Source organism: Raoultibacter timonensis (assembly GCF_900240215.1).
GTDB classification, from domain to species: Bacteria; Actinomycetota; Coriobacteriia; order Coriobacteriales; family Eggerthellaceae; genus Raoultibacter; species Raoultibacter timonensis.
Window position 1 is genome coordinate 903,791 of the sequence record NZ_LT964681.1, and the last position, 26,030, is coordinate 929,820.

Consider the following 26,030-nt stretch of genomic DNA (forward strand, 5'->3'; position numbering starts at 1 on the left):
CGCAGTTTGCTGCGCTCGACTCAAGCATACCCCTCACAGCGACGATGCGCCACACCGACATCCGGCGTGGCGCATCGAACGCGCATGAACTTCGGTGCGGTTCGCGTTAATTCAGATCGAACGCAACCGAATCGTCGGGCTTCCAAGAAGGCTGGTCGAACTGAATGGCTTTCACGTAGGAACGCATGGTATCGACGGCAACTGCGTTTTCGTCGCCGAAGAAGCGTATCTCGTTAATTTCCGCTTCAGCAGCTGCAATAGCCGAAAGCACGCCTGGATGAACAACTGCGGTTGAGGTGAGCAGGATCACCGATCCGTGCATGCCCTGCAACGCTCCACCGGCAAGCGCATCGGAATGCGAATCGGAACGCGTTATTGCCAGCTTGTCATAGGAAAGCTGCTCGGTTCCGCGCGATGGATCGGTAGCCCATTCGGCGATCTTGACCGAAGTATCTACGCGATCAATACCGCCGAGACGCACAACATCGGAAGCCGAAAGCCCTGAAGCCGAAATCGCCTGTTCAACAACCGAAGCGGGTACGGAGAGTTCGCTGCCGAGCACAAGAACCCGCGTGAATCCGCCGCGCGCCAAGGCATCGAGCGTGCCCTGGGTAAGCCCCTGCTCGGAAAAATCGGTCAGGAAGATGGGGCTGTTGGTATAAGCCGCCCACGAGGAGACCGATAGAGAATCGGGAAAATCCATAGAGCGAGCAATGATTGCCGTATCGGAAGAACGGGTTTCGATTTCGCCATAAATAAGCTCGGCGGTCTGCATGCGCGTCGCCCCCGCAAGACGCTCGATCTGAGCAGTGGGTAGAATCTGTGCGATCTCAGCTTCGACCGACGCCGACACTGAAGGGGTATCGCCGATGATATACACCTTGGACGCCGACGTAGCCGCGACAAGGGCTTCACGGGTCGATGATGGAAGGGAGCTTGGGTCGGTTAGCATAATCGGAGCGTTGCCGCTAGCACCCGAAAGAGAGCTTGCGGCGAGAGCGTCGGGGAAATTGTAGTTGTGCCCTGAAGCCACAATAAGTACCGGCTCAGTCGAAATGTCCCGATCGTACGTTGCCACCTGCTGTGCAGTTTTGTAGCGCTCGTTGCCGAACAGGCGAGCAATAGAAAGCACTTCTGTGGGATCCTCGGCCTTCCACTGCGCGTACAGGGTCACCGCCGAACCGTCACTCGGAAGCGCCACCGTCTCGCCCTCGCGGTAGATCTGAGCCGACGGGTCTTCGGCATCAGCTGTGGTAGTCCAGTAGAGGAACTGGTCGGTTCCCTTCGAGAATCCGAGCTCGGCTGCCGTTTTTGCGGCATACGTCGACGAGGTGAGCACCGTTTCGGAGAAATCGCCACCCGTGCCGCCGTTCGCATCGTAGGCAATCGTCGAGAGAACGATTTGCGGTCCGAGCACCTGGTTCACATCGTAGTTGTTGTACGCATAGGCCACGTACTGCGTCGACTTCGTATCGGTCAGAATGTTCGTTCCGTGCGTCGCGATGAGCGCCGGATCGGTCAGGTCGTGCAGCGTAGCCGCCGTGTTGCCCGAGAAGACCGTCGCTGCATCGGCGTGCAGCGTCGCAAGCGTCGCATCCTGCATGTGCACGCCGCCGCCGTCTTCGGTTGCCACGTTATCGGAGACGGTCGTGCCTTCGAGCTTGATCTGCGAGTTGTAGGTCTTGTACTGGCCGCCGAACAGGCCGCCGCCGTTTGTTGCGGTGTTGCCGCTGATTTCGGAATCGGCTATGGTCACCGAAGTGGGAAGCGTTCCCGAAACGGCGCTGCTCACGTACACGCCGCCGCCCTCGTCGGTCGCCGTGTTGTCGATGATCGTGCAGTCCGAGATCTCGTAGTCGGTAAACGTGCTGAACGTGACGCCACCGCCGCGTGTGGCGGTATTGCCTTCGATCAGGGTGCCGGTCATCGTGAACGCGGTTGCCGCGTTGTCGTACAGGCTCAAGCCGAGGCCGCCGCCGCTCGATTGGTTCGATCCGCTCGATTCGTTGCCGGTGAAGACGCAGTCGGTGATGGTGATATCGCAGTAGCGGTCGGAGAACAATCCCCCGCCGCTCCACAAGGCCTTGTTGTTGGTGAACGTGCATTTGTCGAACACGACGGTAGCGTAGTCCTTGATAGCGATGCCGCCCGCCTGAGAATCGAGGCTCTCGTTGTCGTCGAACGTCACGTTGGTGAACGTCGCCTGGACGTTCTGCGTGGTTGACGAGCCGATGATGTGCATGGCCCCGCCCGTGCCGCGCGCGGTGTTTCCCTCGAGGACGGTATCGGACATCGTGAACACCGTGTTGCGCCGCAGCGAGATGGCTCCGGCGGAATGGGGGTTGGTCGCGTTGGCGACGTTATCCTTGAACAGGCAGTTGTCGCTAATCGTCAGCGTTACCGCATCGGCTGCCGTGTTGCCGTACGTGTTGATGGCACCGCCGTCGCGGCCCGAAGGAGCGCTGCAGTTCTGCATGGTCGTGCGCTCGAGCGCAAGGGCACCCTTGTTGATCAGGTTGATGCCGCCCGCCGTGGTGCCGCCGTCGAGCACGGTGTCGACGATGGTGACGTTGGCCAGCGACAATACCTGGAAGTGTCTGCTCGAAGCAGCCGTGAGCGTGTTGCCGTTGCCTTGGATGAGAATTTCGCAGGGCTTGTCGATATCGATCGCGCTGTCGAACGCGAAGTCCTGGCCGATGATGATCGTGCCTTTGGGGTCGCTATCGCTCGTGATTGCGGTGATCGCAGCCTGCAGCTCGCCGAAATTCGTTACCGTAACATCGGCCACGGCGAGCGCGCCGATGCCATCGCCGACGGCAGATTGGGAGTTCGAACCGCTCTGAGCCTGCGGAACGGCTGTAGCATCCGCTGCCAGCCCAAGCTCGTCTGTCGTCGCAGCGGTCTCACCCGCAGCAACCTCTTCGGCACGCTCGCCCCCATCGACAGGATCGGCATACGCCGCGCCCGCAAAGGGTACAAGCGATACAGCGAGGAGCGCCGCGAGGAAAAACGCAAGCGGTTTCCGCATTGGTGTTGATTCCATACCTTGTTCCTTTCTCAACTCGTGAATGCGAGTCGCCCCGAGACCGATCCCGGGGCGACTCTTCCAGACAGCTATCGGTTAGCTGCCGCCTTGCCTACCCCAAATCGAACGCCACCGAGTTATCGGGTTTCCAGGCGTGATCTTCGAATTGGATTGCCTTCACATAGGCCTGCATGGTGCTGACGGCAACAGACTTTTCGTCACCGAAGAAGCGGATCTCGTTAATACCGTCTTCCGCTGAACCGATAACCGACAGTACGCCAGGATGGGTGCGGTCAGTCCAGGTAAGCAGAATTACCGAACCGTGCATGCCCTGCAACGCCCCACCAGCGAGTGCGTCGGTGTGCGAGTCGGCGCGGGTAACCGCTACGTTGTCGTAGGAGAGAGCTTCTGCACCACGGGCAGGATCGGTAGCCCATTCGGCGATCTTGACCGAAGTATCCACTCGATCGATGCCGCCGAGTCTGATCGCGTCGGAATCGGCAAGACCCGTCGCTGCAAGCGCTTGGCCGACAACGGAAGCGGGCACCGAAAGCTCGCTGCCAAGAACGAGAATTCGCTCAAAGCCGCCCGAAGCAAGCGCATCGAGCGTTCCTTGGGTCAACCCGGTTTCCGCAAAATCGGTCAGGAAGATCGGGCTTTGCGTATGTGCTGCCCAAGACGATACCGAGAGAGAATCAGGGAAGTCCATGGAACGGGCGATGACAGCGGTTTTGGAAGCAGACGCCCCGAGCTCCTTGTACACGAGTTCAGCAGTCTGCATACGCGTCGCACCGGCAAGACGAACGATTTCAGCGGAAGGCAGCAAGGCCGCGATCTCCGCCTCAACGTTTGCCGACACCGAAGGGGTATCGCCGATGATATAGATCTTGGAAACCGAGGTTGCCGCAGCCATCACGTCGCGCGTCGCCGAAGGCAAGTAACTTGGATCGCTCATCAAGATCGGCGCGTTGCCGAGGGCACCCGAAAGGGAGCTCGCCGCAAGCGCATCGGGGAAATTGTAGTTGTGGCCGGAAGCAACGATGAGCGTAGTCTCAGTTGAGATATCACGTCCATACGTGGCAACTTGCTTGCCGGTCGTATAGCGGTCGGCACCGTAGAGACGCGCGATAGAAAGCGCCTTACCTGCAGGAGGCGCCTCATCGAGCACGTACTGGGACGGAGTAGCCGAATCGCGAACAACAGAGAGCCCGCCCGGGGTCCATTCCATGTAGATCGACTCGTCGGTAACCGCCGTCGTGCCGTCGGCGCGTTTGGCGATAAGCGATCCGACCGCCGCACCGTCCTCGAGACCCTCGACGTTGATTCGTGCACCAGCGAGCAGGTTCTCGCCTGCGAGAATGGTAGCGTGAGTCTTCGAGTCGAAGTAGATCCCGTTGTCGGTGTCCGACGTTCCGATCTGCGTGGCGTCCTGCACGTTGAGTGTCGAAGGCGCAAATACGATCACGCCGCTTCCGAGGACGGCCGCGGTGTTGCCCGATATGACGGACCGGTCTTTCATGGTGAGCGTGGCGTTCACGGCAATGTGCACACCGCCGCTGATACCCGTAACCGAATTGTCGGTTATCGAAGCATCATCGGCAAACGTCGCTCCGCAACCGCCCGAAAGGATGATGCCACCGGCGACGAACGCTTCGTTGCCCGATATCTCCACATCATCAGAGAAGGTGAAGCTGCTGGTGGTTATGCCGATTCGTTGCGTAAGGATCACGCCGCCGCCGATGTTGGCCGCCACATTGTCGGCAATCGAAACATTGCCGGAGACGGTTCCGTCGAAGCCGGACATGTACAGACCGCCGCAGTCAGTATCGGTTTTATTGTCGTGGATTTCCACGTTGCCGAGAATGTCTGCGTCCATAATGGCAGCGCCCTTTTCATCGCCGTTGTTGATGTACACGCCGCCAACCTGGTTGCCATGATTGTACGCAACCTCGAGATCTCCCGACAGCGTCAGCGTTCCGTTGTCCTCGTTGTTATCGCTCGTCGTGTAGGCGATGCCGCCCCCCACATCGGATGCGGAGTTGCCGAGAACCTTAACTGTACCGCCGATCGTGATCGGAGCGCTTCCCTTGCCTGAAACGATGCAGATGCCGCCGCCGGCTACGCCGGCGTTTCCATCGGCAGGGTCGGTGCTTCCGATCGTTCCGCCGGTAATGTTGATCGGACCAGTGCCCCACAGGTTAATGGCGCCGCCGAGGCCCAAGCCGCCTCCCGTGTTGTTCGTAAAGGCTCCCCCCGTCATGGTAAACGAGCTGCCGTACCTGACATCGCCCATGTAGCTGACAGCGCCGCCGCCGCGACTGCCCACGTTGCCGTCGAACGTACCGCCGTAGATGTTCAGCACACCGGCAGACCAGATCGCGCCGCCAAAGTAGTTCAGATCGGTGTTGTTGAGGAACTCGCCATCGTTGACGGTCAGCGTCGAGTTGCGACCGACGCAGAACGCACCGCCCGAACCTGCAGAGTTGTTCGAGAACGTCCCACCGTTCACGGTGATCTCAATCGAGGGAGCGCCCTCGAAATGATGCGATCCGGAAACCGCACCGCCGTGACCGCTATCCCCCTCCTGCACTGGCGCCGAATTGCCGTCGATCAGGCACCCGTCGTTGAACGCCATCGTGGCGCCTTCGCCGACCGCGTTCACGGCAGCGCCGTTGTAACGCAGGTTGTAACCGGTCGAGCTGGCCATATCGATGATGTTGTTTTGCAGCACAGCCCCGTCGTTCACCTCGAGGTGGCCGTCTGCGCCCAGCCTGATAAGCGAGCCCGTCACTTCGGTTATGGCCGCACCGCCGCCGTCGATGACGATGTCGGTCAGCACGAGCTTCGCACCTCCGGATACCTGGAACAGATCGCTCAGGTATGGAACCGTGGCGCTGCGGCTCAACGTGTAGGTGCCGCCCGCCTCGCTTGTGAGCGTGACGGTTTTGTTAACCGCTAGAGTGATCAGGCCCTCAACCTCGATATCAGCCCCCACCTCGACGGTGCCCCCGTCGGGTGCCGCCGCGATGGCAGCTTTAAGATCGCTGAACGTGGTGACAGCGCTCAAAAGCTCGATGCCGCCCTCGTCGGCCGATAAGGCCTCGACGCTCGGCTCGACCGCTTGCGCGGACTCGTCGGCTACATATTGGATCGGTCCGTCGAAAGGCCGCTCGATTTCGGGGATATCGAGATGTATGGGCTCGACCTCTGCTGGAAAGGCCGCGTCCAATCCAGGTGATTCGCCGCCTGGCGAGGCGAACGCCTGCCCGGCTCCTGTGAACGGCACGAGGGAAACAGCGAGCAGCACCGCCATCCCCCGCGCCTTTATCGATTTGATCATAGAGTTTCCTTTCAGAAATAGCCAAACGCCCGTTGCTCGGGTTCGTCGACCGAACCCCATTCGCTGAACAGTTCAACCGCCGTCGACACCGCGTTGAGTGCTTCAGGAGGTAGATCAACCAGTCGTTTTCTCGTTCCAAGATCGATCGGGCAGCTTTCAATGAGCTGCTCGCCTGTTTCGGTGAGCGCGATATCGATCGTGCGCTTGTCGCCGATGTCCGGATCGGACACCACGAGGTAGTCCTTCTCTTCAAGCCGTTCGACAAACGCTCGCGTTGCTTGCGTGGAACACCGGTTTGCGCGCGCGATGTCGGTGAGGGTCGCATGCCCTTTACGAGCCGCGACGGCAATGAGGATGAGATACTCTCGTCCTGTTAAGTGGCCGTATTTTGCTCTGAGCATCGCATCGATGTCGGCTTTCAGAGCGAGCAATTCGTCCATTGCGAGCTCCAATCACTACTGTTTTTCAAAAGTGCTTCGTCCATTCCCGCCCAACCGTAGTCGGGCGGGATATGTAAGCGGTTTGCGCCTTGCCAGTCTGTTTCTAACTGAGATCGAAAGCCACCGAATCATCGGGCTTCCAAGAAGGTTCATCGAACTGAATGGCGTTTACATATGCGCGCATGGTGGGTACGGCAACCGATTTCTCGTCACCGAAGAATCGAACTTCCGAAACCGAAGACTCGGCGGCCTGAATCGCTGAGAGAACAGCGGGGTGAACCCGATCGGTCCAAGTAAGAAGAATCACCGATCCGTGCATGCCTTGCAGCGCACCACCAGCAAGCGCATCTGAGTGCGAGTCGGCTCGAGTAAGTGCAAGGTTATCGTAGGAGAGGGCCTCGGCACCACGTGCTGAATCAGTTGCCCACTCGGCGAATAGAGCTGAGGTCTCCACGCGATCAGCGCCTCCAAGGCGAACAACATCAACATCAGCAAGGCCTGTTGCGGCAAGTGCCTGGTTGACCACCGAGGCGGGCACTGAAAGCTCGCTGCCCATCACAACGATTCGCTCAAAGCCACCTGAAGCAAGCGCCTCAATAGTAGTCTGCGCAAGTCCCGTCTCCGCGAAGTCGGTCAAGAAGATGGGGCTTACCGTGTAAGCCGCCCACGAAGACGCAGACAGCGAATCCGGGAAATCCATCGAACGTGCGATAATGGCCGTTTTCGACGCCTTCGTCCCGATCTCATCAAAAATGAGCTCTGCGGTGCGCATGCGCGTCTCCCCGGCAAGTCGAACGATTTGCGCCGAAGGGAGCACCGAGGCAATCTCAGCCTCTACGGCAGATGAAACAGAAGGCGTATCGCCGATGATGTATACCTTCGTCGCCGAAGCTGCTTGCCCGATAAGCGTGCGCGTTGACGCGGGCAGCGCACTTGGATCGGTAAGCAGAATGGGCGCATTGCCATTTGCTCCCGAAAGCGAACTGGCCGCAAGGGCATCGGGGAAGTTGTAGTTATGCCCCGATGCGACGATCAACACATCCTCCATCGAGATATCGCGCTCGTAATTTGCCACCTGCCTTGCAGTTTCATAGCGCTCGGAACCGAAAAGCCGTGCAATCGTGAGAACATCGACATCCGTTTTGGCTTCAAGCACATATTCGGACGTGTTCGATGCATTGCGAACGACAGAATAGGTTCCAGCCGTCCAAGCCATGAAGGCCGATTCGTCGGTAACCGCCGCCGATGCGTCGGCACGCTTGGCAACGAGCGCACCTTCGGCTGCACCGTCTTCGAGACCTTCGAAATTGATGCGAGCACCCGCAAGCAAATCTTTACCCGCAGGAACCGTAGCCGACATGCCCGATGCAAGAAACACGCCGTTATCGGTGTCGGATGCGCCGATCTGCGGCGTATCCCATACGTTGAGCGTCGAGTTCGGATATACGGCGATGCCGGACGACCCGCCCGCCAAACCGTTTCCGAGAATCGTTACGGAATCGGAGACGTTCAGAATGCCGCCCTTGTCGATGATGATGCCGCCTGTTTCATTGACCGCATCGTTGTCGGACACCGATGCGGTATCGATCAGGTTCACCGTCGACGTATCGCCAGCGGTCGTCTGCGTGAGGTAGATGCCGCCGGCCGCGTTGTTCGCCGTGCTGCCTCCGGTCAGATTCGCATTGTTGCCGTCGATGGTACTCGCACCGCCGACGGTAGCCGTGCTGCCGAGCAAGAACAGGCCGGCTCCCAGATCGCCGAAGTTGCCGTCGATAGCAACGCTGTCGGCCGTTTCGAGCGAAACGCCACTCGACAGGCACACGCCGCCGCCGAGCTCTGCGGTGTTGCCCGATACGGTCACGTCGTCGCTGAGTTTCAGCACAGTGGACAGCGAGGAGCTGAACGGCATGAGCCGGATGCCGCCGCCGTACTTCGCCGTGTTGCCCGATACGGTGAACGCGTCGGTTATTTCTGCATCGACACCGCACAGGTAGATGCCTCCGGCCTGCCCGCTTGCAGTGTTTCCGGAAACCTCCGCGTCGCCACCGAGGGTGATGAGCGCATTCACGTTCGCATTCTCAGCCTGGATGGAAAGACCGCCCACATCTTTCGAGGTGTTGCCGGTGATCTTCGCGTTGCCGGAAAGCTCGAAGACGCGCTGATGCGTAGCACTCCTATCGGGCATGAGAATGGCTACGCCGCCGCCCGTCGTGGTGGCACTGTTTCCGCTGATGACCGCGTTGCCTGAGATCACGATACCGGTTTTCGCATTATAGGGCTCATAGTATTCATGGTAGATGCCGCCGCCGTACTTCGCCTTATTATCAGAGATGGAACCGCCGAGGATCTGCGTGTAGCCACCTGCGCCCTGCCAGATGCCGCCGCCCCATCCGGATCCGATGATGGCTTCGTTTTCGGATATCTCTCCCCCGGTCATCGTGAACTCGCCGCTGCTGACATAGACGCCGCCACCGCCGCGCGTACCGATGTTATGGGAGATGGAACCGCCGGAAAACTCGAAGAAACCGGTTGTGCACACGCCGCCGCCAAGATAGTCGGGGGTCGATTTGTTGTAGACGATATCGCCGCCCGTCATCTGCACCTCGACAACGGTCGAGCCGGTTGCCAGGCCACCGCCGCCGCCCTTGGCTTCGTTGTACTGGATCGTACCGCCCGAAACAAACAGCTTCGAGGCGTCGTTGTAGGGATACGACTGGCTCACGTACACGCCGCCGCCAATACCGTGGTTTTCACCAGGAGTCTTGTTGTACTCGACAACCGACCCCTCGTTGATGTAGACCGTCGAGTTGACGATTGCGTTGAGGCCGCCGCCGTTGCCTGCGGACTTCACGTTGTTGCGCAGCACCGCACCGGTATTGAGGGTGATTGTGCCCTGATCGTTCGCCTCGACGAGCGATCCGGTAACGCCCGCAATGGCATCGCCGCCGCCGTCGAGTACGATGTTCTGCAGCGTGATCTTGCCGCCGCCAGTGGTCAGGAAGAACGCGCCCTTGAATCCTGAATCGCGCGTAAGCGTTACGGGGCTCGCCTCATCGCTGAAGATAAGCACGTCGTAATTCGCTTGTATGGTGTTGGTGGATGTGATGGGAAAGCCGGCGGTTATCTCGATTTCCGGCTCCTGTGCCGAAAGGGCCGCCTGCAACCCCGCCTCGGTGGAAACCTGGGTTGCCGCGAGGGGAGCTATGTAAGAAGTTGTATTAACGGCCTCGGAAAAGCCGACGCTAACCTCTTCGCCGCCCCATCCGGGAATCTCTATCTCGATTCCACCGGAGAGTTTACCGAACTTGGCCGGAGTCAAAAGATCGTTGTACTGATCGGTCGACAATCGGGATTCCGACCGATCGGAATAGCTTGCTAGCAGGTGCGCGCTTGGGTCGTCTTCTGCACTAGCGGAAGGCGGAGAAATTACTACCCCCCCCAGTTGCAGAGCGAGACATGCTGCAAGCACGACAGCCATGCCACGCTGTTGCATAGATTTCGCCATAGTGAATCCTTTCTGGGTTCCGGCTCAATTGATTAATAAATTACCTATTTTCAGGTAAGAATGCAAGAACTTTTATATAATTAGTTAAGTTTTTTGCGGATGTGGTGGATCAAAACACAAAACGGCCTTATACCCGAGCCGCTTTGCATTCGTTTATCCTGATGATCAGCTTGCAGGCAGTCCGACGTCAAGCAACCGCTTCCTAGCGGGTCTCCTCAATCGAAGGAAAATCGCGAATCGCTCCGTTCTTGAGCACAAGCGTTACCACGGTTCCCTTGCCCAGTTCGCTCTCGATTTCCATATGAGTGCCGGGCCCGAAGTACCCGCGGATGCGGTCGTTCACGTTCTTGACGGCGATGCCGAGCCCCTTCGACGATTGCGGGTGGAGGATGTTCTGTCGCGCCTCTTCGGTCATGCCTACGCCGTTGTCCCTCACGCGCACGTGCACATCGTCGCCTTCGCGCACACCGCTCACTTCGATCTCGAGCATTCCCTCCGACGGCATGGCATGACGCACCGCGTTCTCCACTAAGGGCTGGATCAAAAACGGCGGCACCATCATATCCTCGACCTCGGGCTCGACGTCGACATCGATCGAAACGCGATCCTCGCCGAAACGCGCCACCTCGAACGAGAAGTACCGCAGCGTCTGTTCGAGTTCGCGAGCAAATAGGATCAGCTCGGCCGAATCTTCAAGCGTGCGGCGGTAGAACACCGCGAACTCACGGAGCAGGATGCGGGCTTTCTCGGGGTTCGTCCTGATAAGCGAAGCGATCGTGTTGATGGTGTTGAAAAGGAAATGAGGGTTGATCTGGCTTTGCAGCGCCTTAAGCTCCATGCTTGTCGCGAGCTTGGTCTGCTGCTCGAGGGCGGCGGCGGCCATCTGCGTCGAAAGCAGCTTGCCGAATCCCTCGGCGATCGACTTCTGCGTCTCGCTGATGTGATGGGGACGGCGGTAGTAGAACTTGAGCGTACCCTCCACGTGGCCGCCCATCGCAAGCGGAACGATGATAGCCGCTTTGATGCTCGTTTCCGTAGGAAACCCGATGTCCTCGGTGGTCAGCAGAATGCGCATACGCCCGTCTTGCAGCGTTGCGTGGGTGGCATGCGTGCGGATTTCGCTGCCAGTGGGGTTGCGGTCCTCTTCGACGCCCGCGTACCCGAGTATCTGATCCTTATCGGTGATGGCAACGGCTATCGCTGCCGTCGAGGGCAAAAGCAGACGGCACACCTTCTGCGCCGACGACTTGTTCAGCCCCTCCTTCATGCACGCTAGCGTCTGGCTGGCCAGCTTGAGCATGGCGTCCGACTGCCGAGCCCGCACGTTATCGGGATCCATGAGCAAGCGGATAACCACAACGAGCGAGAACGTGAACACGATGCCCGCACCCACCATAATGCCGATGTTCTTGTTGGGCATGGCGATCGAGTACAGCAGAATGAAGCCCGACAGCACCACGAACGTGAACATGAGCATTTCGAGGGTGAAGAAGCGGGGCAGCGTCGACGATTGCCGATTCTTGTCGGTTTTCTTAGGTTGGGCCATGAGGCGCATCTCCTCCGCGTTGTGCTTGCCATTGGCCTCCGAGGCCGTTTATGCGATGACGCCCGTTTCGTTCAAAACAAGCAGAATCGCCGCCACGATCAGGAAGCCGCCGAAGATGAACCTCAGTATACGCTCTGGCACCTTGCGCACAAGCCGCGCTCCGATAACCGCACCGGGAATGGAGCCGACCGCCACCATAATGCCTGCCGTGTAGTTGATGTTGCCGAGCAAACCTTGCTCGATAACGCCAGGGATTGCGAGAATCATCACGGCGATCAGCGAAGTGCCCGAGGCTTTCTTCATGGGGATGCCGATAAGCGAAAGCATGAGCGGAACCATGATGAACCCGCCGCCCACGCCAACGTATCCCGAAGCAAGGCCCGCACCAAGTCCGATGCACGCACCGATGAGCAGCTGCTTGCGGGAAAGCTTAACGCTCGCGTTTTGCTCATCGGACACGCTGGGCTGTGCGACGTTCGGGGTGCTCGACGTTTCTGGCACGGCCGCTCCGCTCGCCGCCGCCTTCGCGGGCTTCGTCTTGAAAGCCTTGCGCAGCATGCTGACAGCCGAATATCCGATGATCAGCGCTGCAGCCGCCATGATCAACCATGCGGGCGAGATAGTCGCCAACCACACACCGAGCGGAGAGGTGCAGGCGCCACCGATACCGGCGGCTACACCGAGCGAGACGATGCAGGTTTTAGCGCGGATGTGGGACACCGCCCCCGAAATGGAGGTCGGGATAATGGTGAAGAGCGAAGTGGCCGTCGACATGATCGCACTCATGTCGAACGCAAGGCGAAATATCGGCACCATGACGGTGCCGCCCCCGATGCCGAGCATACCCGACAGGATGCCGATACCGATGCCCACAAGCACCGGAGCAATATATGCTACAAAGACGTCCATCGATCAATCGCTTCTTTCACCTGTCGCAAACCGAAAGCCGTTCATCCCTCGCGCAATGCCGCGTTCTTGCAGCAAAGCGCTGGGCACACGAAGATTGTGCCACTACAGCAGGGGCGCTTCTCCCCTTGTCACAGGATCGTTTCCCATCCGAGCCTAATCGGCGATGTTGAGGCGGATCTCCGTTGTCGATCCGGGATCGATGCCGACGGCTGCAACGTCTGCAGGCGCAGGGTTTGCCGCGCGGGCCCGCTGTTGACTCGGCTGCCCGCTTCCGCTCGCTTGGCGGTTCGCAGCCGACTGCAGCAGGGCGGTCCGCAGTATCTTGTCGTTCTCGATACGAGCCATGAGCTCGGGCCATACGAACTGGAACTCGAAGTATTTCGAGCAGTTGCGCTGAGCGTACGTCGTAGCCTCGCCCGTCGCGGCTTTTGCCGCCTTGCGGTAAGCCTTCTTGTCGGGGCGCGCGAGGCTGCGCAGAAACGCCGTCGTGCGAATGCGGCTCTTGATACCGGGCTCGAGGAACGGCCCCGGATAGGGCTCGAGCGACGACGGCTTCACCTGCATGAGGTCGATCTGCGTGCGGCTGTACTCCATCTTGCGGTACTCGTAGAGCCAACGGAAGATGTCCTGGCGAAAACGCGTGCCCTCGCTCGGCGTCTCGGGGGGCAGATGCACGAGGCTCCACTGATTGTCGAACCAGATATCCGAGCCGTACATGCGCAAGCCCAACAGGTAGTCGAGGTCTTCGCCGCGCGGAATCCACGGATCGAAGCTCACGCGCTTGAACGCCTCTTTATGAAGCGCGAGACAACCGCCGCATACGTGGTTCGATCGCGAAAGCCGCGGCCCCTGCATAGCCTTGGTGATCCACTTGTTGAACGCTTTACCCTGCTGCCAAAAGTGGTTGTACCACTTGTCCATGCTCTTCGAGAGGTAGGTGCCCTCGGAATTGTAGTAAAAGCCCGTCTTGGCGAGAATCGGGATGCCCTTTTTCGTAAGCTTCCCGATACCGTACATTGCCCGTTGGAGAAAATCCGGATCCTCGATGATCTCGTCATCGTCGACGAATACGACCGAATCGAAACCAAGCGTATTGGCCACCACCAATCCGAGATTGCGAACCGCTCCGTACCCGGAAAGGCCGATCTCCTTGTTCATGCGGCCGAGTCCTAGCTGCTCCATACGCTGTTGGATGAGTGCGTGCTCGGGAGCCCCGATGACTACGACGTTCAGGCTCGGGAACTGGGAGGCTATCGCCTGCACCTTCTCGGCAGCCTGGTTTTCTATCGAAGGCTCGCTCACAACGAGAATCGCGATCTGGCCGAGACCCTGCACCTTCTGCAGAGAATCGAGGCAACGACCCAACTCCCCCGCTTGGGTAAGCGGCGTTGTGTGATCGTACGTGGCGAGAATGTTGCCGCCTTCTTTTCTGCGGCGCGCCGATATATAAGTCGGGATGACGATTACCGGGTTCATTCGTTTCCTTATAACGATGGATATACGCAGATATTGTATCCGTTTTGCACTCTGCAACACCGCGCTCCATCGAAATAGCAGTCTGCCAAACTAAAGGTTACGGCGAACCCAATCGAGGGAATTACTTCGGGTATATCGGAATGTTGTTCTTAAGCCCGTTTTTCGATACGAGGCTCATCAGCTATACCGAATCTCTTCAGCGCCTTAAGCAACGGCAAACCCAACGCATAGACGACAAGCGCTTCGCCGATGCCTGTTGCAACCACCCCGAACAGATACATGGGAATATACGCCCCGTCGAGGCTGATGTCAGTGAAAGGAATCGTGTAGAAGCCAAGCCCCTGGAGCAAGATCGGGAGATATGCCGGAACGATGAGCGCGTTTGCCAGCACGGGGCCCAAAAGCGCAACCTTCGGGCGGCTGCGGAACTTCCAGCACCACAGCGCCCCCACGCAGGTAGCCAAACTACCGAACACGACATCGAGCAGGCCGAGCGCACCGGTTCCGTTGATGGCAAGCGAAACGAGATTTGCAATAACGCACCCGATGGTAAGACCGGGCACCGCTGCCGGGGTGAGCACGGCAAGCACGCATACCGCCTCCGAGATGCGGAATTGAATCGGACCCCAGGCAAGGCCCTGCAACAGGAACATGGTGATGAGCGTTGCCGCCGCGTAGACAGCAGCGATCATGCCCGCTTGGGCGACGTAGGACGTCTTCTTGTTTCTCACGGTATTCTCCTTTTTCCTCACGGCATAAGCCGCGGGCTATGGGCAACGAATAAACCGCGAGAGCAGGGCCCATCGATGCAAACGCGGGTGCTCGGCTTCCGACGGGCACATGCACCCGAAATCACCGGAACCAAACACGAGGTGGCAGTATAGCAGACATTGTTGCAGATGTCGCCAACGAGGTTCGGGACCGCCGTAACGCAAAGGGCGCTATCGCATCTCCCCTTGGAACTCGGCATCAGCACGATCGGCATGTACCGCACGCTAAGCGGCTACGCGCTCTTGAGCAACGCCCCCGCAGCGCTCGGCCAGGCTATGGGAGGTGCCGGATATCCGCTCATGTGCATTCTCATGATATTGGCGGCGGGTTCGACACTCGATTCTGCCTTCGCGAGCCTCTCGTAATTCACCGCGCAGGATGCACCGATGCTGCTCGGCCACAAGATAAGCGGCAAGAGCGCCGACATGCTCGGAGCAAATCTCTACGGCGCGATTTTCTGCTGGATCGGCTACATTGCTCCTTCTCTTGTTGCGCAGGCAGTTGAAAAATCGCGGGACATCAAACCTGTTTGGAAGGGTCTTTCCCAAACTCAAATCGCCTTCGACAAAGAGCATGGAACCGGCAGATTCGCGCCAACTGAGAAGATTTACGACGATTCGCACCTTACCGACGCTGAACATCTTGTGGGCAAACGCAGCGCCGAAGCGTAGGGGGTTCGATTATTAGTTGCATAAAGAGCGGATGCCCGCATGAAGCATCCGCTCTTTTTTTCAGGCGGTACGCATTCGGCGTTATGTGCAGACTTTCGGATTTCGCTGGTTGTACTCGCCTACTCCCCGCTTATGTATGCATGGGCCGTGTTGGCGGCCGTGCGGGCGCTGTTGATACCATGGCAGCTCATCGAACCGTTGATATCGAGGCCGTATACGTGGTTGTACAGCATGCCGCCATCTGCTCCGACGGCAAACAGATTTTCAAACGCTTGGTCGCGACCCGGCTTCTTCACGCGGAACTGACGATCAGTCTTCACGCCGCCGGAGTACAATCCCTCAAGAGCGCCGCGAATAAGGCCGCAATAGAACGGAGGAGTGGATATCTCCATCAAATACTGGGGATCCTTACCATAGTCGTCATCGCTTCCCTTTGCTGCATGCTCGTTGTAGATTTTCACATTTTCAAGGAACAAGTCCTTTTCAACTCCCATGATATCAACGAGCTCCTCGAGCGAATCCGCCTTGTAGGCATCATCGCCCTTCTCGATCATCTCATCCCAAAGCTGGGCGGCTTCCTCGTCGCCATCGAGCATCGTTTCGAGAATTTTCGAATCCATGATGGTCCAACACGTACCGCCGTTCAAGCGTACGGGAACGTTCTGGAGCTCCATGTTATGCGTGTATGCCGAGCACGCTTCGTCGGAAAAACGCTCGCCGTGAATATCAACCCACAGGCTCGGTCCGCCCCAGCAGAGCTTGTCCCAAATGGGGCCCCAAGGTCCAGCGGATCCGATGATGTTGGTCATACCGAAAGCCGATGCTCCGTGCTCAATGCCGCCCGCATTGATGGCCATGGTGACGCCGTCGCCGTAGTGCCCGGGCGTGCCGATGATGCGAATGTCGTTCAGATCGACTCCGTACTTGCCCATGCGCTCCTCGTCTTCGCCAAATCCGCCCGTTGCAATAATGACGGCTTTCGCGTTGATTTTGATGGTGTCACCATAGGTGTCGGTGGCATACGCGCCAATGACATTACCCGACTCGTCCAAGATAAGATCACGTCCACGCGTATTGAGACGGAGGTTCACGCCGTACTCGCGCAGTTTCTTTTTCATTGCCGGGAAGTAGCCTACGCCAGCGGCTCCCCCTTTGTACACGAAGTCGAAACTGAATTCAGCACGATAACGTCCTGCCTTGTACATCTCGAGATACGCAGGGTCAAGATCCTCGATCGCCTCGTATTCGACGCCATTGTCGATAAGCCACTGCACGTTCTCAGCTGCATGTCCAACCATATCGTGAACCAGCAGCGGATTAATGGTATATGCCTGAGATTTGGTCTCGAATGTGACCATTTCGCCGAGCGTAGTCTCCGAAGAATTGGGATGCAGGCCATAGGCGTTCGTGCATTCGACGCCAGTACCGTTGCCGCCCAGAGCAGATTGCCCCTCGATTAGCAGCACATTATCGCCGTTTTCGCCCGCCTGCACAGCCGCGCACGTGCCCGAAAGGCCACCGCCGATGATCAACACATCGCAAGTAAGTTCCTCGGATACCTGATTAGCGTAGTCGGTTTTCTTATCGGCCTTCTTGTCGGCAGCGTATGCCAGATTCGTAGCAGCGCCCATAGCTATGGCCGCACCGGCTGCGCCCGCACCAAGCAAAAAGTTTCTTCTCGTAAGTTCAGCCATGTTTCTTCCCTCTTTCAAAACGTAGCGGTTTGTTGGTCAGTATTCCCGGAGCTATTTGAAATCGCCGTCGGCATACGTGATGTTCTTCGAATCGACAACGGCATCCAGACTCTTGATGGTGTAGGTGTTCAGTTTTGTGAACTCGTGGGTTGCGCCGATTTCCGCACCCTGGGTCGTCGCAATATCCACTGTCATGGTCAGGCTCTCGATGTTGAATCCGGTAAGCTTGCTCAGATCGGCGATGTAATCTGCATATTGAGAATCATCGCTTGAAATGGTAAGCGGGCTATCATCTGCCGACACATCCCAATCAACAAGCGCGAGCTCGTTTGCGGCAGTTTTCACTAACGTCTTCGTAGTCATGGTTGCCTCATCGGTAGCAGTCGCACCACCACCTGAAGAACTCGAACCCGAGCTGCATGCCGCAAGCATGCCAAACGACAGAACCGCAACAACTGCCAATGCAATGATCGTTGCCAAGCGAGTGCACGCGTTGCCTCTTGCTTTTTCTTTCATGGTACTTCCCTTCTCCTTGATTCCTTCCCTAGATGCCCCACCCATGCATTAGGTGACGACACCCGTCAATTGAAGGAAATTCACGAAGGGGTTTCTTCATCACTTGCGGGCGTTTTTCAATAAATCACCCGATTGTGATGAGATTACGAACGGACTAGACGATATGTCACCCAAGAATTGCTGAAATCGTTATCGGCAAAACAAGGCGGATGGGGCAATTCGCCGAGCGCCCGCATTAGCGGTGTAGCACAAGATCCAAAAGCTCTTGGCGATTGTGCACATCGAGCTTCGTATAGATATGACGCACGTGGCTTTTCACAGTGTTGTCCGATACGCACAGATGCTCGGAAATATACGGAACGCTCCGCCCTTCGACAAGAAACGAAAGCACTTCCGTCTCTCTCTTCGTGAGAAAATGACGGCCCGCAAGCTCTTCGACCGACCCGCCCGGCGAAACCGATGCCGACTGAAAGGCGCTCGCAGAATCTCGCTCGTCACTGCTGTCTGCAACATTGATCGCAGACGCAAACTCGATTTCAAGCGAATTCAGATCATCGTTGACAGGGTCCCTTTTCTCGGTAAAGCTCAGCATGAGAACGAACAAGAGCCCACCGAGGATGATACAAACCGCCAACGCAGCACTGCTTTCTCCACAGGCGATGCCGAGCACGGTCCCCACGAATATCCCCAGTTGATCGACTGCGTCGACAATACAGATGGTTTTTAGAAGCGAGAGGTTCGCCTTTCTGCTCAAGATGATGATTATCGCCCAAATGACAAGATCGAAGCATGCGTATCCGGCAAGAAACAAACACTCCGGCACGATGGTTTCTGCTTCGCCCAGCATTGCCAACGACGGGCTGGCCAGCAACCCAAACGTCATGAACAGCAACGCAAAACGCAAAATGGAATACGGCCGCTGAGAATAGCGAATATAGCCCACCAGTACAGCCAGGCTTACAACGGCGCGGATGGCAAGGGATAGGTAGTCGAGATCCGACCCACCGAACCCGCTGTCGAAAACCGTTCGATAATTCACGAATCCGAACGAACAGCACACAACAAGCAATATGATGAGAAACCGCGGGTTATACCGCGCTATCCCCGTGCCGCTCAAGGCGCGAGAACCCCTCAGCTTCTTCTCGGTTTCATCCGCAAGCGCATCTACGAGCATCCTGTTCTGCCTGCGCGCAGAAAAAACCGCGTAGCAACACGCGGAAGAGAGCGGGAGAGCAAGCGCGAAAACCACCGAGGGCTGCGGCTGGAGAAACATAACAAAGAGAATCGCAAGCAGATTGAGCGGCAGCGCAGTAGCGATATGCACGAGAGCGTTCGTCGTTCCCTCGCAGGTAATAAGTCCGCCAACGGTTACGATCCCAGCACCTTGATAGACACCCACCAATACGCCACCGACAACGAGAAGCGGCGCAGAAGCCGTTTGCGCGCCCAGATACATGAGAAGCGATCCGCCGCCGCCCGCCACGAGCGAAACCAGAGAAAACGCTTTCGCGGATACGGCCCGCGCACGCCAGGCTGGGCACAATGCGAGTATGCAAAGAACGACAGCGCTCACCGCTAGCGAAAGAGCAAGCGGCATAACGTCGGCAGGTATGCCCACAGCCGAAAACAACGCGGGACTGAAGGGCACGACGTCGAACCACGACCAGTAGAACGACGACACAAGCAACGCAACAGGAGATATGTTGCCCGTAAATCTGTCGAGGAGTTTCTCCATGAAATGATTATACCGTTGCGCACATAGCCGAAACAGCTCGATCGCCGAAAGAAAGCGAGATGCTGCTTTTGCTCGGGAAAAACATGCGGGCGCCCGAGATCGCCGATGAGCTCGGTGTTTCCGTCGACACGGTTCGATCGCACATCAAACACCTGTACGCGAAGATCGATGTGCATTCGCTCAAGGACGTGCACAAGCTCTTGAAGGGCGTGGTGGTTGACGAACGGGAGATCGGCTGAGAAACGCAACCTGCGCCATGCTGCCGCACGGGATTCACCACGAAAACCCTTGTCGTACCCAACCGTTCTGCCAGATCTTCGAAATCAAGCGCTTAGTTCGAAACGCCTTCCTTCAGCCGTTGAATTCCGTGATTTTCTGCTCGATAAATGCGCGGAACTGCTCGAAGGCTTCGTTGTCGTTTCCGCGATTCCAAACGAAGAAATAGTCGATGCGATGGTTGGATTTGTACGGAATCCGAACCAGGTTGGGGCTTTCGATCCCGTATCCTTCAGGGAGGTTGATGACTGCGCTACCGCGTTCAACCACGCTCAGAGCGCTCGGCTGGTGGAGGGTAACGACGGAATGAGGGGTCTTTCCGCGTTCCTCGAAGTCTCGGGCGACGATGCTTTCGCGGGACGTGGGCTTGGTAAGCGGATACACGAAACCCTCGTCCAGCAGGTCATCGATGGTGATGCATGCACGGTTCGCCAGCGGATGCGTCTTCCCGACAAAGATGTTTTCTCCCATCGATGATGCAACGCGGCGCTTTTCCAGATAGGCCGGTATGAGTTCTTCACTGGTCACGCCGACGAAAACGCAGTCGACGCTCCCCGCGAAGAGCGCGTCAAAGAGCTGCGGCGAAGGTTGCTCGATAACATCCACCGCGATGCCCTCGCCGCAGTTCGATTCGTACTCCTCGAGCCATGGTGTCGTAATCTGATCCATGTACAGGTACTCGTATCCAACGGCGATCCTGCTGCTGTGGTTGTTCAGGGCTTTGCACTCTGCAATCCCCTTATCGATAAGCAGGATCGCCTCGCGGGCTTTTTCGTAGAACAGATCCCCCGCCTTCGTAGGCGCAACTCGTCGTGTCGTGCGGGTGAAAAGCGGTCCGCCCAGCTCCTCTTCCAGTTGCGCCAGATGCCTGGTGATCACCGGTTGGGAAGTGTAAAGCTGCGCAGCGGCTGCGGTAAAGGACGCCGTTTCGTAGAGGGCGATAAAGCTTCTGAGCTGTTCGGTACGCATAGACGCCCCTCTCGGCCTATCATTCATACCAAACCATTATAAATCATACTCGAATCGGTATTTCTCTTTTTGTTCGGCAGGTTGTTAACTTATGGCAATGGGTTTTGGGAGGGACCAACCCGAAAACGTTAGAGGAGGATATCGTGGGCAGTATCGAAATGAACAGGCGCCAATTCGTGTCTATCGCGGGCATCGGTGCAGGCGCACTTGCCGCCATGGGCCTTATGGGGTGCCAAACACCGAAGGCACAGGCAGGCGACGAATCGAACGGCAAGGAAGAATCTGCTTCTTGGTTGGGCGAGGCTCCTGAAATCGCCGAAGACCAGATCGTTAAGACCGAAACCACCGATCTGCTGATCGTGGGCGCAGGTAACGCCGGCATGGTGGCCGCAGCGACCGCTGCCGACTTGGACATGGATTTTTTGCTGTGCGACAAGGCGGGCGCCGTGCAGGCAACCCGTCACTTCGCGGGCGCCATCGACAGCAAATGGCAGAAAGAAGCCGGCGTTGAAACCGACAAGGGCAAACTGCTGAACGAGTTGACCCGCTACGCTTCGGGCAAATGCTCCCAGGACGTATGGAAGGTTTGGGTCAACGAGAGCGGCGAGACGTTCGAGTACGTGCACGACATCATGGCGGCTGCCGGTATGGATATATACTTGGATACAGACGGCTACGATCACCCGACCGGCGGCACCAATTTCTACGTGCCGCCCCAACAGCACATGTGGTATCTCCCTGACGTTGCCGACGCCGCCCCCCCTGCCCTTTGGGGCAATGCTTCTGCGGAAGCCGGATTCTCCCGCAACAAAGTCTTGGCAGACTACATCGCATCCAAGGGTAACGAGATCGCGTTCGGCTATACGCTGGCGAAGCTCGTTCGCGAAGAAGGCGGTCGCGTTACCGGTGCGATCTTCGAAACCCGTGACGGCTATGTTCAGGTGAACGCAACCAAGGGCGTCCTCCTTGCCACCGGCGGTTATGCAGCGAATCCGGTGATGCTCGAAGCGCTGTCTCCCGCCGTCTTGGAATCCTGCACCGCGATCGATAAGATGCCGAACTGCACCGGGGATGGCATCAAAGCGGGCATCTGGATTGGCGCTCGGATGGATGCGGAATCTGCACCGATGATCTTCGACCGCGGTGCCGTTCTTCCCGGCGTGGATTGCGGTCTCGTGGGCGAGGGCATGGATGCTGATTTCCCCAGCGTCTGCTCGGAAAATGTTCTGGGCAGCTTGCCTTTCCTCAAAATCAATCGCCACGGCAAGCGCTTCTTCAATGAGTCCGCTCCGTATGATTGGTGCGCTAATGCTTCGGCAAACCAACCGGGCGGCGTGTGGTGTTCTGTCTTCGATGCCAACATAGCTGCCGACGCTGCACGGTTCCAGGTTGTCGGTTGCGCGAAAATCGCCTCGCAGTTGCTGCAATCCGCTTCCCCGGAAGAAGCCGTCAGCGCGTTCCCAGGCGGCCAGCAGCTGCTTGAACAGGGAGCTTTCTTCAAGGCCGACACCCTCGAAGAGCTGGCCGATCTCCTTGAAGTGCCCAAGGATTCCTTCCTTGCCACGGTCGATCGCTACAACGAGCTCTACGACAAGCAGGACGACGAGGATTACGGCAAAGAGGCTTTCCGCCTTTCGGGAATCCAAACGCCTCCGTTCTATGGCTGTTGGTTCGGCGGCTCCATTCTCACCACGCTCGACGGTTTGAAAATCAACGCGGATATGCAGGTTCTCGACCAGTCGCTGGAGCCCATTCCCGGCCTGTACGCTGCAGGCGATTGTAGTGGCAGCATGTTCTCGGGCAACTATCCCGAGTACCTGGTCGGTTGCGCAGTCGGCCGCACGATGACCGAGGGTCGCCACGCGGTGCGCTACATCAACGAAAACGAGTAGCCCCCGAGTCATTGCGTACGTCGCAGACCCCCATTCCCGCCAAGATAGTGGGGGTCTGCGGCAAAAGCCCCATGGCTGAAGGCAGAACCAACTCAGTGAAAGCGGAGCCAACTCGGTTCCGCTTTCTTTTGCGTGCTGAGCATGCGCTTCCATGGGATACGAGCCTCGAGCGCGAGATGCGAATCGCCCTGGGCCGAACAGGCGCTATGCTTCTTGCAAGCGTAATGAAACCCGAATGAAACAGGTCCCGAAGAAGCCTGCGTGGTGCACATGGTGGTTGGGGGACACGAACCCGCTGTATGCCTCCCTGATCAAGCAGTTACACCGCGATACGGGGAACTACGCGCGGACAGAGGGAAGGCGCGGAATCTCTAGAAAAGCAGCGAACCGGTAATTGGGTCATTTTTGTTCGCGTTTTCTAAACAGCGCTTGGCTATGCATGAAAAGCCCGGCGTATGGCATCGGGCAAACCGCGAAGACTCAGTACCTTCTCGGCTTTCAGGGCATCGAGCTGGGCGAGGTCCACTCTCCCCTGCATACCCCGTTTATCAAGCACCGAAGTCGGCAGAACGTAGAACTCCCACTGGGCGAGGTCGAGCGGGTTGGGGTTGCATCCTTCCTGCGTCCTCTGTTTTTCAAGGCAAAACACGTACACGTCGGCCTGCCTTCGAACGACCTCTTCGTATTCGTTTGTCTCAATGTTCCATTTTCGAGAAGGCCTGGTGCTGAAAGAGGGCGATGAGAGTTTCTTCTGTCCCAAATCTGCAAGTACGCGGAGGTCTTGACCTCTATCTTGATCTCGTCTTCGCCATCCGCCCAACAGATGTCGTACGCTCCCATTCCTGACTGACCTCGTGCTTGAGATCGAGACTGCAAGCCACTAAGAATTCGGCGAACTTACCGCGCTCGGCGTTGCTGTTGAGGTCTGAATGGGCCCATCGCCAATAGTCTGACACCGTCGCGATGGCCTCGTTTCCCAAAAGTACTGGCTCATCGCCGGTCTTCTGCTGTTCGCAGACGTTTGCCGGGTATTTGATCTCGGTGTTTTGCATTTGGCCCTCTTTTTATATCTTTCTGCTTGCTGCCAGGTTTCATTGCATGATCGTAAATCTCTTACAATATTTGACGAAGTACAAGCTTTCGCAAAAGCCCGGGAGGCGTTTAAGCAACTGGTCGCCGATAGACGCTATGACTATATCGAACTGATTCTTTGATGTCTATTCGAAAAAGCGCGCAGGGCATCCTGATTCCTTCCGAGGAACGACCGATGCAGCTTGTTCAGTTTGATTCGAAGAAGTCTTGTGGGCTATGGACGAAAAACCCATTGCCGATGCAATAGAAGACTCGTTTGTCCGACGAAACTCTATGCCAGCATCCCTTTATTTAAAAAGCGATGAGGCTTTTAGAGAATACATGCTTGTGGGGATATGCCTCAGGAACTTTTTTCTACTCCCGCAGCGATCGGACGGATGCTTCGCAAAACATGGAGATAGATTTTCTGATTGCAGAAGGCTATGAGAATGCAGGTCTAAAGCCTCGGGTGAGCCCCCTGGAGGTAAAGTCGTCAAAGCGCTTTAGTACATCCTCGCTTGATAAATTAAAAAGAAAATTTAACAAGCAGATCGGCAATCAATACATCGTCTGCCCGAAGGAGCTTTCGGTTGAAGGTGACAGGATCGTTCTGCCCCTATATGGTTGGTTGTCTCAAGTAAATATTCAAGAAATGGAATCCGGCGAGCCATCGTGTCCCGAACATGCAAGTAGACCCCACAAACGCGAGGTCTACCAGAAGTATCAATGGTGGTCGGAGGGGGACTTGAACCCTCGGCACGCGGATTTTCAGTCCGCTGCTCTACCAACTGAGCTACCCGACCATTTTTGTATCCCAAACGCACAGTTTGAGACGCGGGGCATTATTTTACCTGTGCGATGCGATGCGGTCAAGCTATTTCCGCAGGAACCGCTTACGATTCGGCCTTTTCAACCAATCCGTTCAGACTTTGCGCGCCGTTCGCCGTTTCGAAGTACGTCACCTTGAGGTTTGCACTCACGCTTTTCACGCTGCCATCGGCAAGAAGCGTACCGACGAGGGAGAAATCGGTTACATCGCATCGATACTTTCCGTTCTGCAATTGATCTACCACGGAAAGAGATTCCTCGTACGAGGGAGCCGAAAACGTTATGTTCACGATCCTCCGTACCGTTTCGCCATCGATCTCGGGTGTCGAGAACTTGATGTCGTACGAATTTGTTTGCTCAAGCACCTTGTTGAGCTCGTCGAGCTCGTTGCGAAGGTTGTCGTATACTGCAACCTCGGGTAGGCTCTCAAGCGTTCCGAGCTTCTCGAGCTCGCCTTGCATCTTGGAACGAACCTGGGCGATCGCCAACTGAGTATCGATCTCGCTTTGCACCTGCTCGAGAGCGGCGGCGTTGGCCTCCTGCGTCTCCGCAACGCTGCGAACCACGAAATAGTAGTAGGCGGCAACAAGCAAAACAATAGCAAGAACGAGGATCAGCGCCTTTTCCCTCGTGGAGAATGATCTGTTGAGAATGCTAGTTCCCATTGCTACCTCCCTTCACTCCCAAGGCGCCAGCGAGATCTTCGCCGGGAGTGGTCGATGATTGGTCGTTGGATGACGATTCGGATTGGGTGCTTTGCCCGAGAAGCTCTTGCGCACCCGCCGCGAGCGATCCCCGCAATACGATTTGAATGGTTGCCGACGAGGCGGCCTCATCCTTCTCTTGCGCCGTCGACACGGTCACATACGCAACGCGCTCGTCTTGCTCAAGCTCCTGCACCAACCCAGAAACGTCCTGCAAGCCCACCCCCACGCACGTAACTGCCACAGAATTCCCAACGACCTTCACCGATGAAAGATACGTTGCCCGCATGACCGTATCGGAAAGAAGGTCGATGAGCTCGTTTCGATCGGAAAGGTCCATCTCCTCTTCGGTCAGCCCCGTGACAACATACTTCGAGTACTCTTGGCTCAATTCGGTATAGCTTTCGTTCTCTGCGGTCAGGGCATCGAGTTGCGCTCGCGCATTTGCAAGCTGCTGATTGCTCTGCGAGCCTGCCGACAACGGATCGAGCACGGCAAACTTCACGAACAACGCAAGCAGAACGAGGAACACAAGGAACAGCAGTACGTTCACAACGGTGTTTCCCCTCGCGACCTCTACCTTCATGAGGTTGATATCGGTTTTTACCGGGTAGTCGACTTTCTTTGCGCCTTTGAAAGATATCTCCTTCTGCAAATCCATG

Annotated in this window: 20 protein-coding genes and 1 tRNA gene; 4 read left to right on the top strand and 17 right to left on the bottom strand. The window is 57.2% G+C overall.

The window, feature by feature from the left end; genetic code table 11:
- Positions 1-106: 106 nt before the first annotated feature.
- The 8 genes from C1722_RS15840 to C1722_RS15875 form a co-directional block, all read right to left on the bottom strand.
- Entirely contained in the window at positions 107-3,043 is a 2,937-nt protein-coding gene (locus C1722_RS15840) for a cell wall-binding repeat-containing protein (protein WP_102380292.1), read from the bottom strand.
- A gap of 94 nt (positions 3,044-3,137) precedes the next feature.
- On the bottom strand, positions 3,138-6,365 hold the full coding sequence (locus C1722_RS15845; RefSeq protein ID WP_180995314.1) for a cell wall-binding repeat-containing protein: 3,228 nt from the start codon (positions 6,363-6,365) through the stop codon (positions 3,138-3,140).
- 11 nt (positions 6,366-6,376) lie between these two features.
- Complete coding sequence (locus C1722_RS15850; protein ID WP_102380294.1) at positions 6,377-6,805, bottom strand: MarR family transcriptional regulator; 429 nt, start codon at positions 6,803-6,805, stop codon at positions 6,377-6,379.
- A gap of 103 nt (positions 6,806-6,908) precedes the next feature.
- Entirely contained in the window at positions 6,909-10,151 is a 3,243-nt protein-coding gene (locus C1722_RS15855) for a cell wall-binding repeat-containing protein (RefSeq protein WP_180995315.1), read from the bottom strand.
- A 361-nt stretch (positions 10,152-10,512) separates the two neighbouring features.
- Complete coding sequence (locus C1722_RS15860) at positions 10,513-11,856, bottom strand: sensor histidine kinase (RefSeq protein WP_102380449.1); 1,344 nt, start codon at positions 11,854-11,856, stop codon at positions 10,513-10,515.
- 48 nt (positions 11,857-11,904) lie between these two features.
- Complete coding sequence (locus C1722_RS15865; RefSeq protein ID WP_102380296.1) at positions 11,905-12,765, bottom strand: sulfite exporter TauE/SafE family protein; 861 nt, start codon at positions 12,763-12,765, stop codon at positions 11,905-11,907.
- Positions 12,766-12,918: 153 nt separating this feature from the next.
- Positions 12,919-14,241 (bottom strand): glycosyltransferase family 2 protein, encoded by a 1,323-nt coding sequence (locus C1722_RS15870; RefSeq protein ID WP_102380297.1) that lies wholly within the window; start codon positions 14,239-14,241, stop codon positions 12,919-12,921.
- A gap of 149 nt (positions 14,242-14,390) precedes the next feature.
- On the bottom strand, positions 14,391-14,972 hold the full coding sequence (locus C1722_RS15875) for a QueT transporter family protein (protein WP_244902614.1): 582 nt from the start codon (positions 14,970-14,972) through the stop codon (positions 14,391-14,393).
- Between the two features lie 225 nt (positions 14,973-15,197).
- Between C1722_RS15875 and C1722_RS15880 the strand changes: the two genes are divergently transcribed.
- Entirely contained in the window at positions 15,198-15,377 is a 180-nt protein-coding gene (locus C1722_RS15880; protein ID WP_102380298.1) for a hypothetical protein, read from the top strand.
- A 21-nt stretch (positions 15,378-15,398) separates the two neighbouring features.
- Entirely contained in the window at positions 15,399-15,683 is a 285-nt protein-coding gene (locus C1722_RS15885) for a hypothetical protein (RefSeq protein WP_102380299.1), read from the top strand.
- Positions 15,684-15,802: 119 nt separating this feature from the next.
- Here the strand turns inward: C1722_RS15885 and C1722_RS17060 are convergent, their stop codons facing one another.
- The 3 genes from C1722_RS17060 to C1722_RS15900 all read right to left on the bottom strand — a co-directional run bounded on the left by C1722_RS17060 (position 15,803) and on the right by C1722_RS15900 (position 19,628).
- Positions 15,803-17,377 carry an FAD-dependent oxidoreductase gene (locus tag C1722_RS17060; protein ID WP_102380300.1) on the bottom strand — a complete coding sequence of 525 codons (1,575 nt, stop codon included), beginning with the start codon at positions 17,375-17,377 and terminating at the stop codon, positions 15,803-15,805.
- A 51-nt stretch (positions 17,378-17,428) separates the two neighbouring features.
- On the bottom strand, positions 17,429-17,893 hold the full coding sequence (locus tag C1722_RS15895; RefSeq protein WP_102380301.1) for a hypothetical protein: 465 nt from the start codon (positions 17,891-17,893) through the stop codon (positions 17,429-17,431).
- 235 nt (positions 17,894-18,128) lie between these two features.
- Complete coding sequence (locus C1722_RS15900; RefSeq protein ID WP_102380302.1) at positions 18,129-19,628, bottom strand: response regulator transcription factor; 1,500 nt, start codon at positions 19,626-19,628, stop codon at positions 18,129-18,131.
- 23 nt (positions 19,629-19,651) lie between these two features.
- Here C1722_RS15900 and C1722_RS15905 point away from each other — a divergent pair, with 23 nt between their 5' ends.
- Positions 19,652-19,867 carry a helix-turn-helix transcriptional regulator gene (locus C1722_RS15905; RefSeq protein ID WP_280522959.1) on the top strand — a complete coding sequence of 72 codons (216 nt, stop codon included), beginning with the start codon at positions 19,652-19,654 and terminating at the stop codon, positions 19,865-19,867.
- Positions 19,868-19,979: 112 nt separating this feature from the next.
- Here C1722_RS15905 and C1722_RS15910 read toward each other — a convergent pair whose 3' ends face one another.
- Positions 19,980-20,873 carry a LysR family transcriptional regulator gene (locus C1722_RS15910; protein ID WP_180995316.1) on the bottom strand — a complete coding sequence of 298 codons (894 nt, stop codon included), beginning with the start codon at positions 20,871-20,873 and terminating at the stop codon, positions 19,980-19,982.
- 143 nt (positions 20,874-21,016) lie between these two features.
- Between C1722_RS15910 and C1722_RS15915 the strand changes: the two genes are divergently transcribed.
- Positions 21,017-22,765, top strand: coding sequence for an FAD-dependent oxidoreductase (locus C1722_RS15915; RefSeq protein WP_342352774.1), 1,749 nt, complete (start codon positions 21,017-21,019; stop codon positions 22,763-22,765).
- Between the two features lie 433 nt (positions 22,766-23,198).
- On the opposite strand, the gene C1722_RS15920 is transcribed toward C1722_RS15915, so the two are convergent.
- The 5 genes from C1722_RS15920 to C1722_RS15940 form a co-directional block, all read right to left on the bottom strand.
- Complete coding sequence (locus C1722_RS15920) at positions 23,199-23,420, bottom strand: hypothetical protein (protein WP_102380305.1); 222 nt, start codon at positions 23,418-23,420, stop codon at positions 23,199-23,201.
- A gap of 133 nt (positions 23,421-23,553) precedes the next feature.
- Complete coding sequence (locus C1722_RS15925; protein WP_102380306.1) at positions 23,554-23,817, bottom strand: hypothetical protein; 264 nt, start codon at positions 23,815-23,817, stop codon at positions 23,554-23,556.
- Positions 23,818-24,563: 746 nt separating this feature from the next.
- A tRNA-Phe gene (locus C1722_RS15930) sits at positions 24,564-24,639 on the bottom strand.
- A 90-nt stretch (positions 24,640-24,729) separates the two neighbouring features.
- The gene (locus C1722_RS15935; protein ID WP_102380307.1) at positions 24,730-25,329 is read right to left on the bottom strand and encodes a type II secretion system protein M; all 600 of its coding nucleotides are present in this window, start codon (positions 25,327-25,329) and stop codon (positions 24,730-24,732) included.
- Positions 25,319-26,029: a hypothetical protein gene (locus tag C1722_RS15940; protein WP_180995317.1), complete on the bottom strand. Its 711-nt coding sequence runs from the start codon at positions 26,027-26,029 to the stop codon at positions 25,319-25,321. Before C1722_RS15940 ends, C1722_RS15935 begins: the two co-directional genes overlap by 11 nt.
- Between the last annotated feature and the right edge of the window lies 1 nt (position 26,030).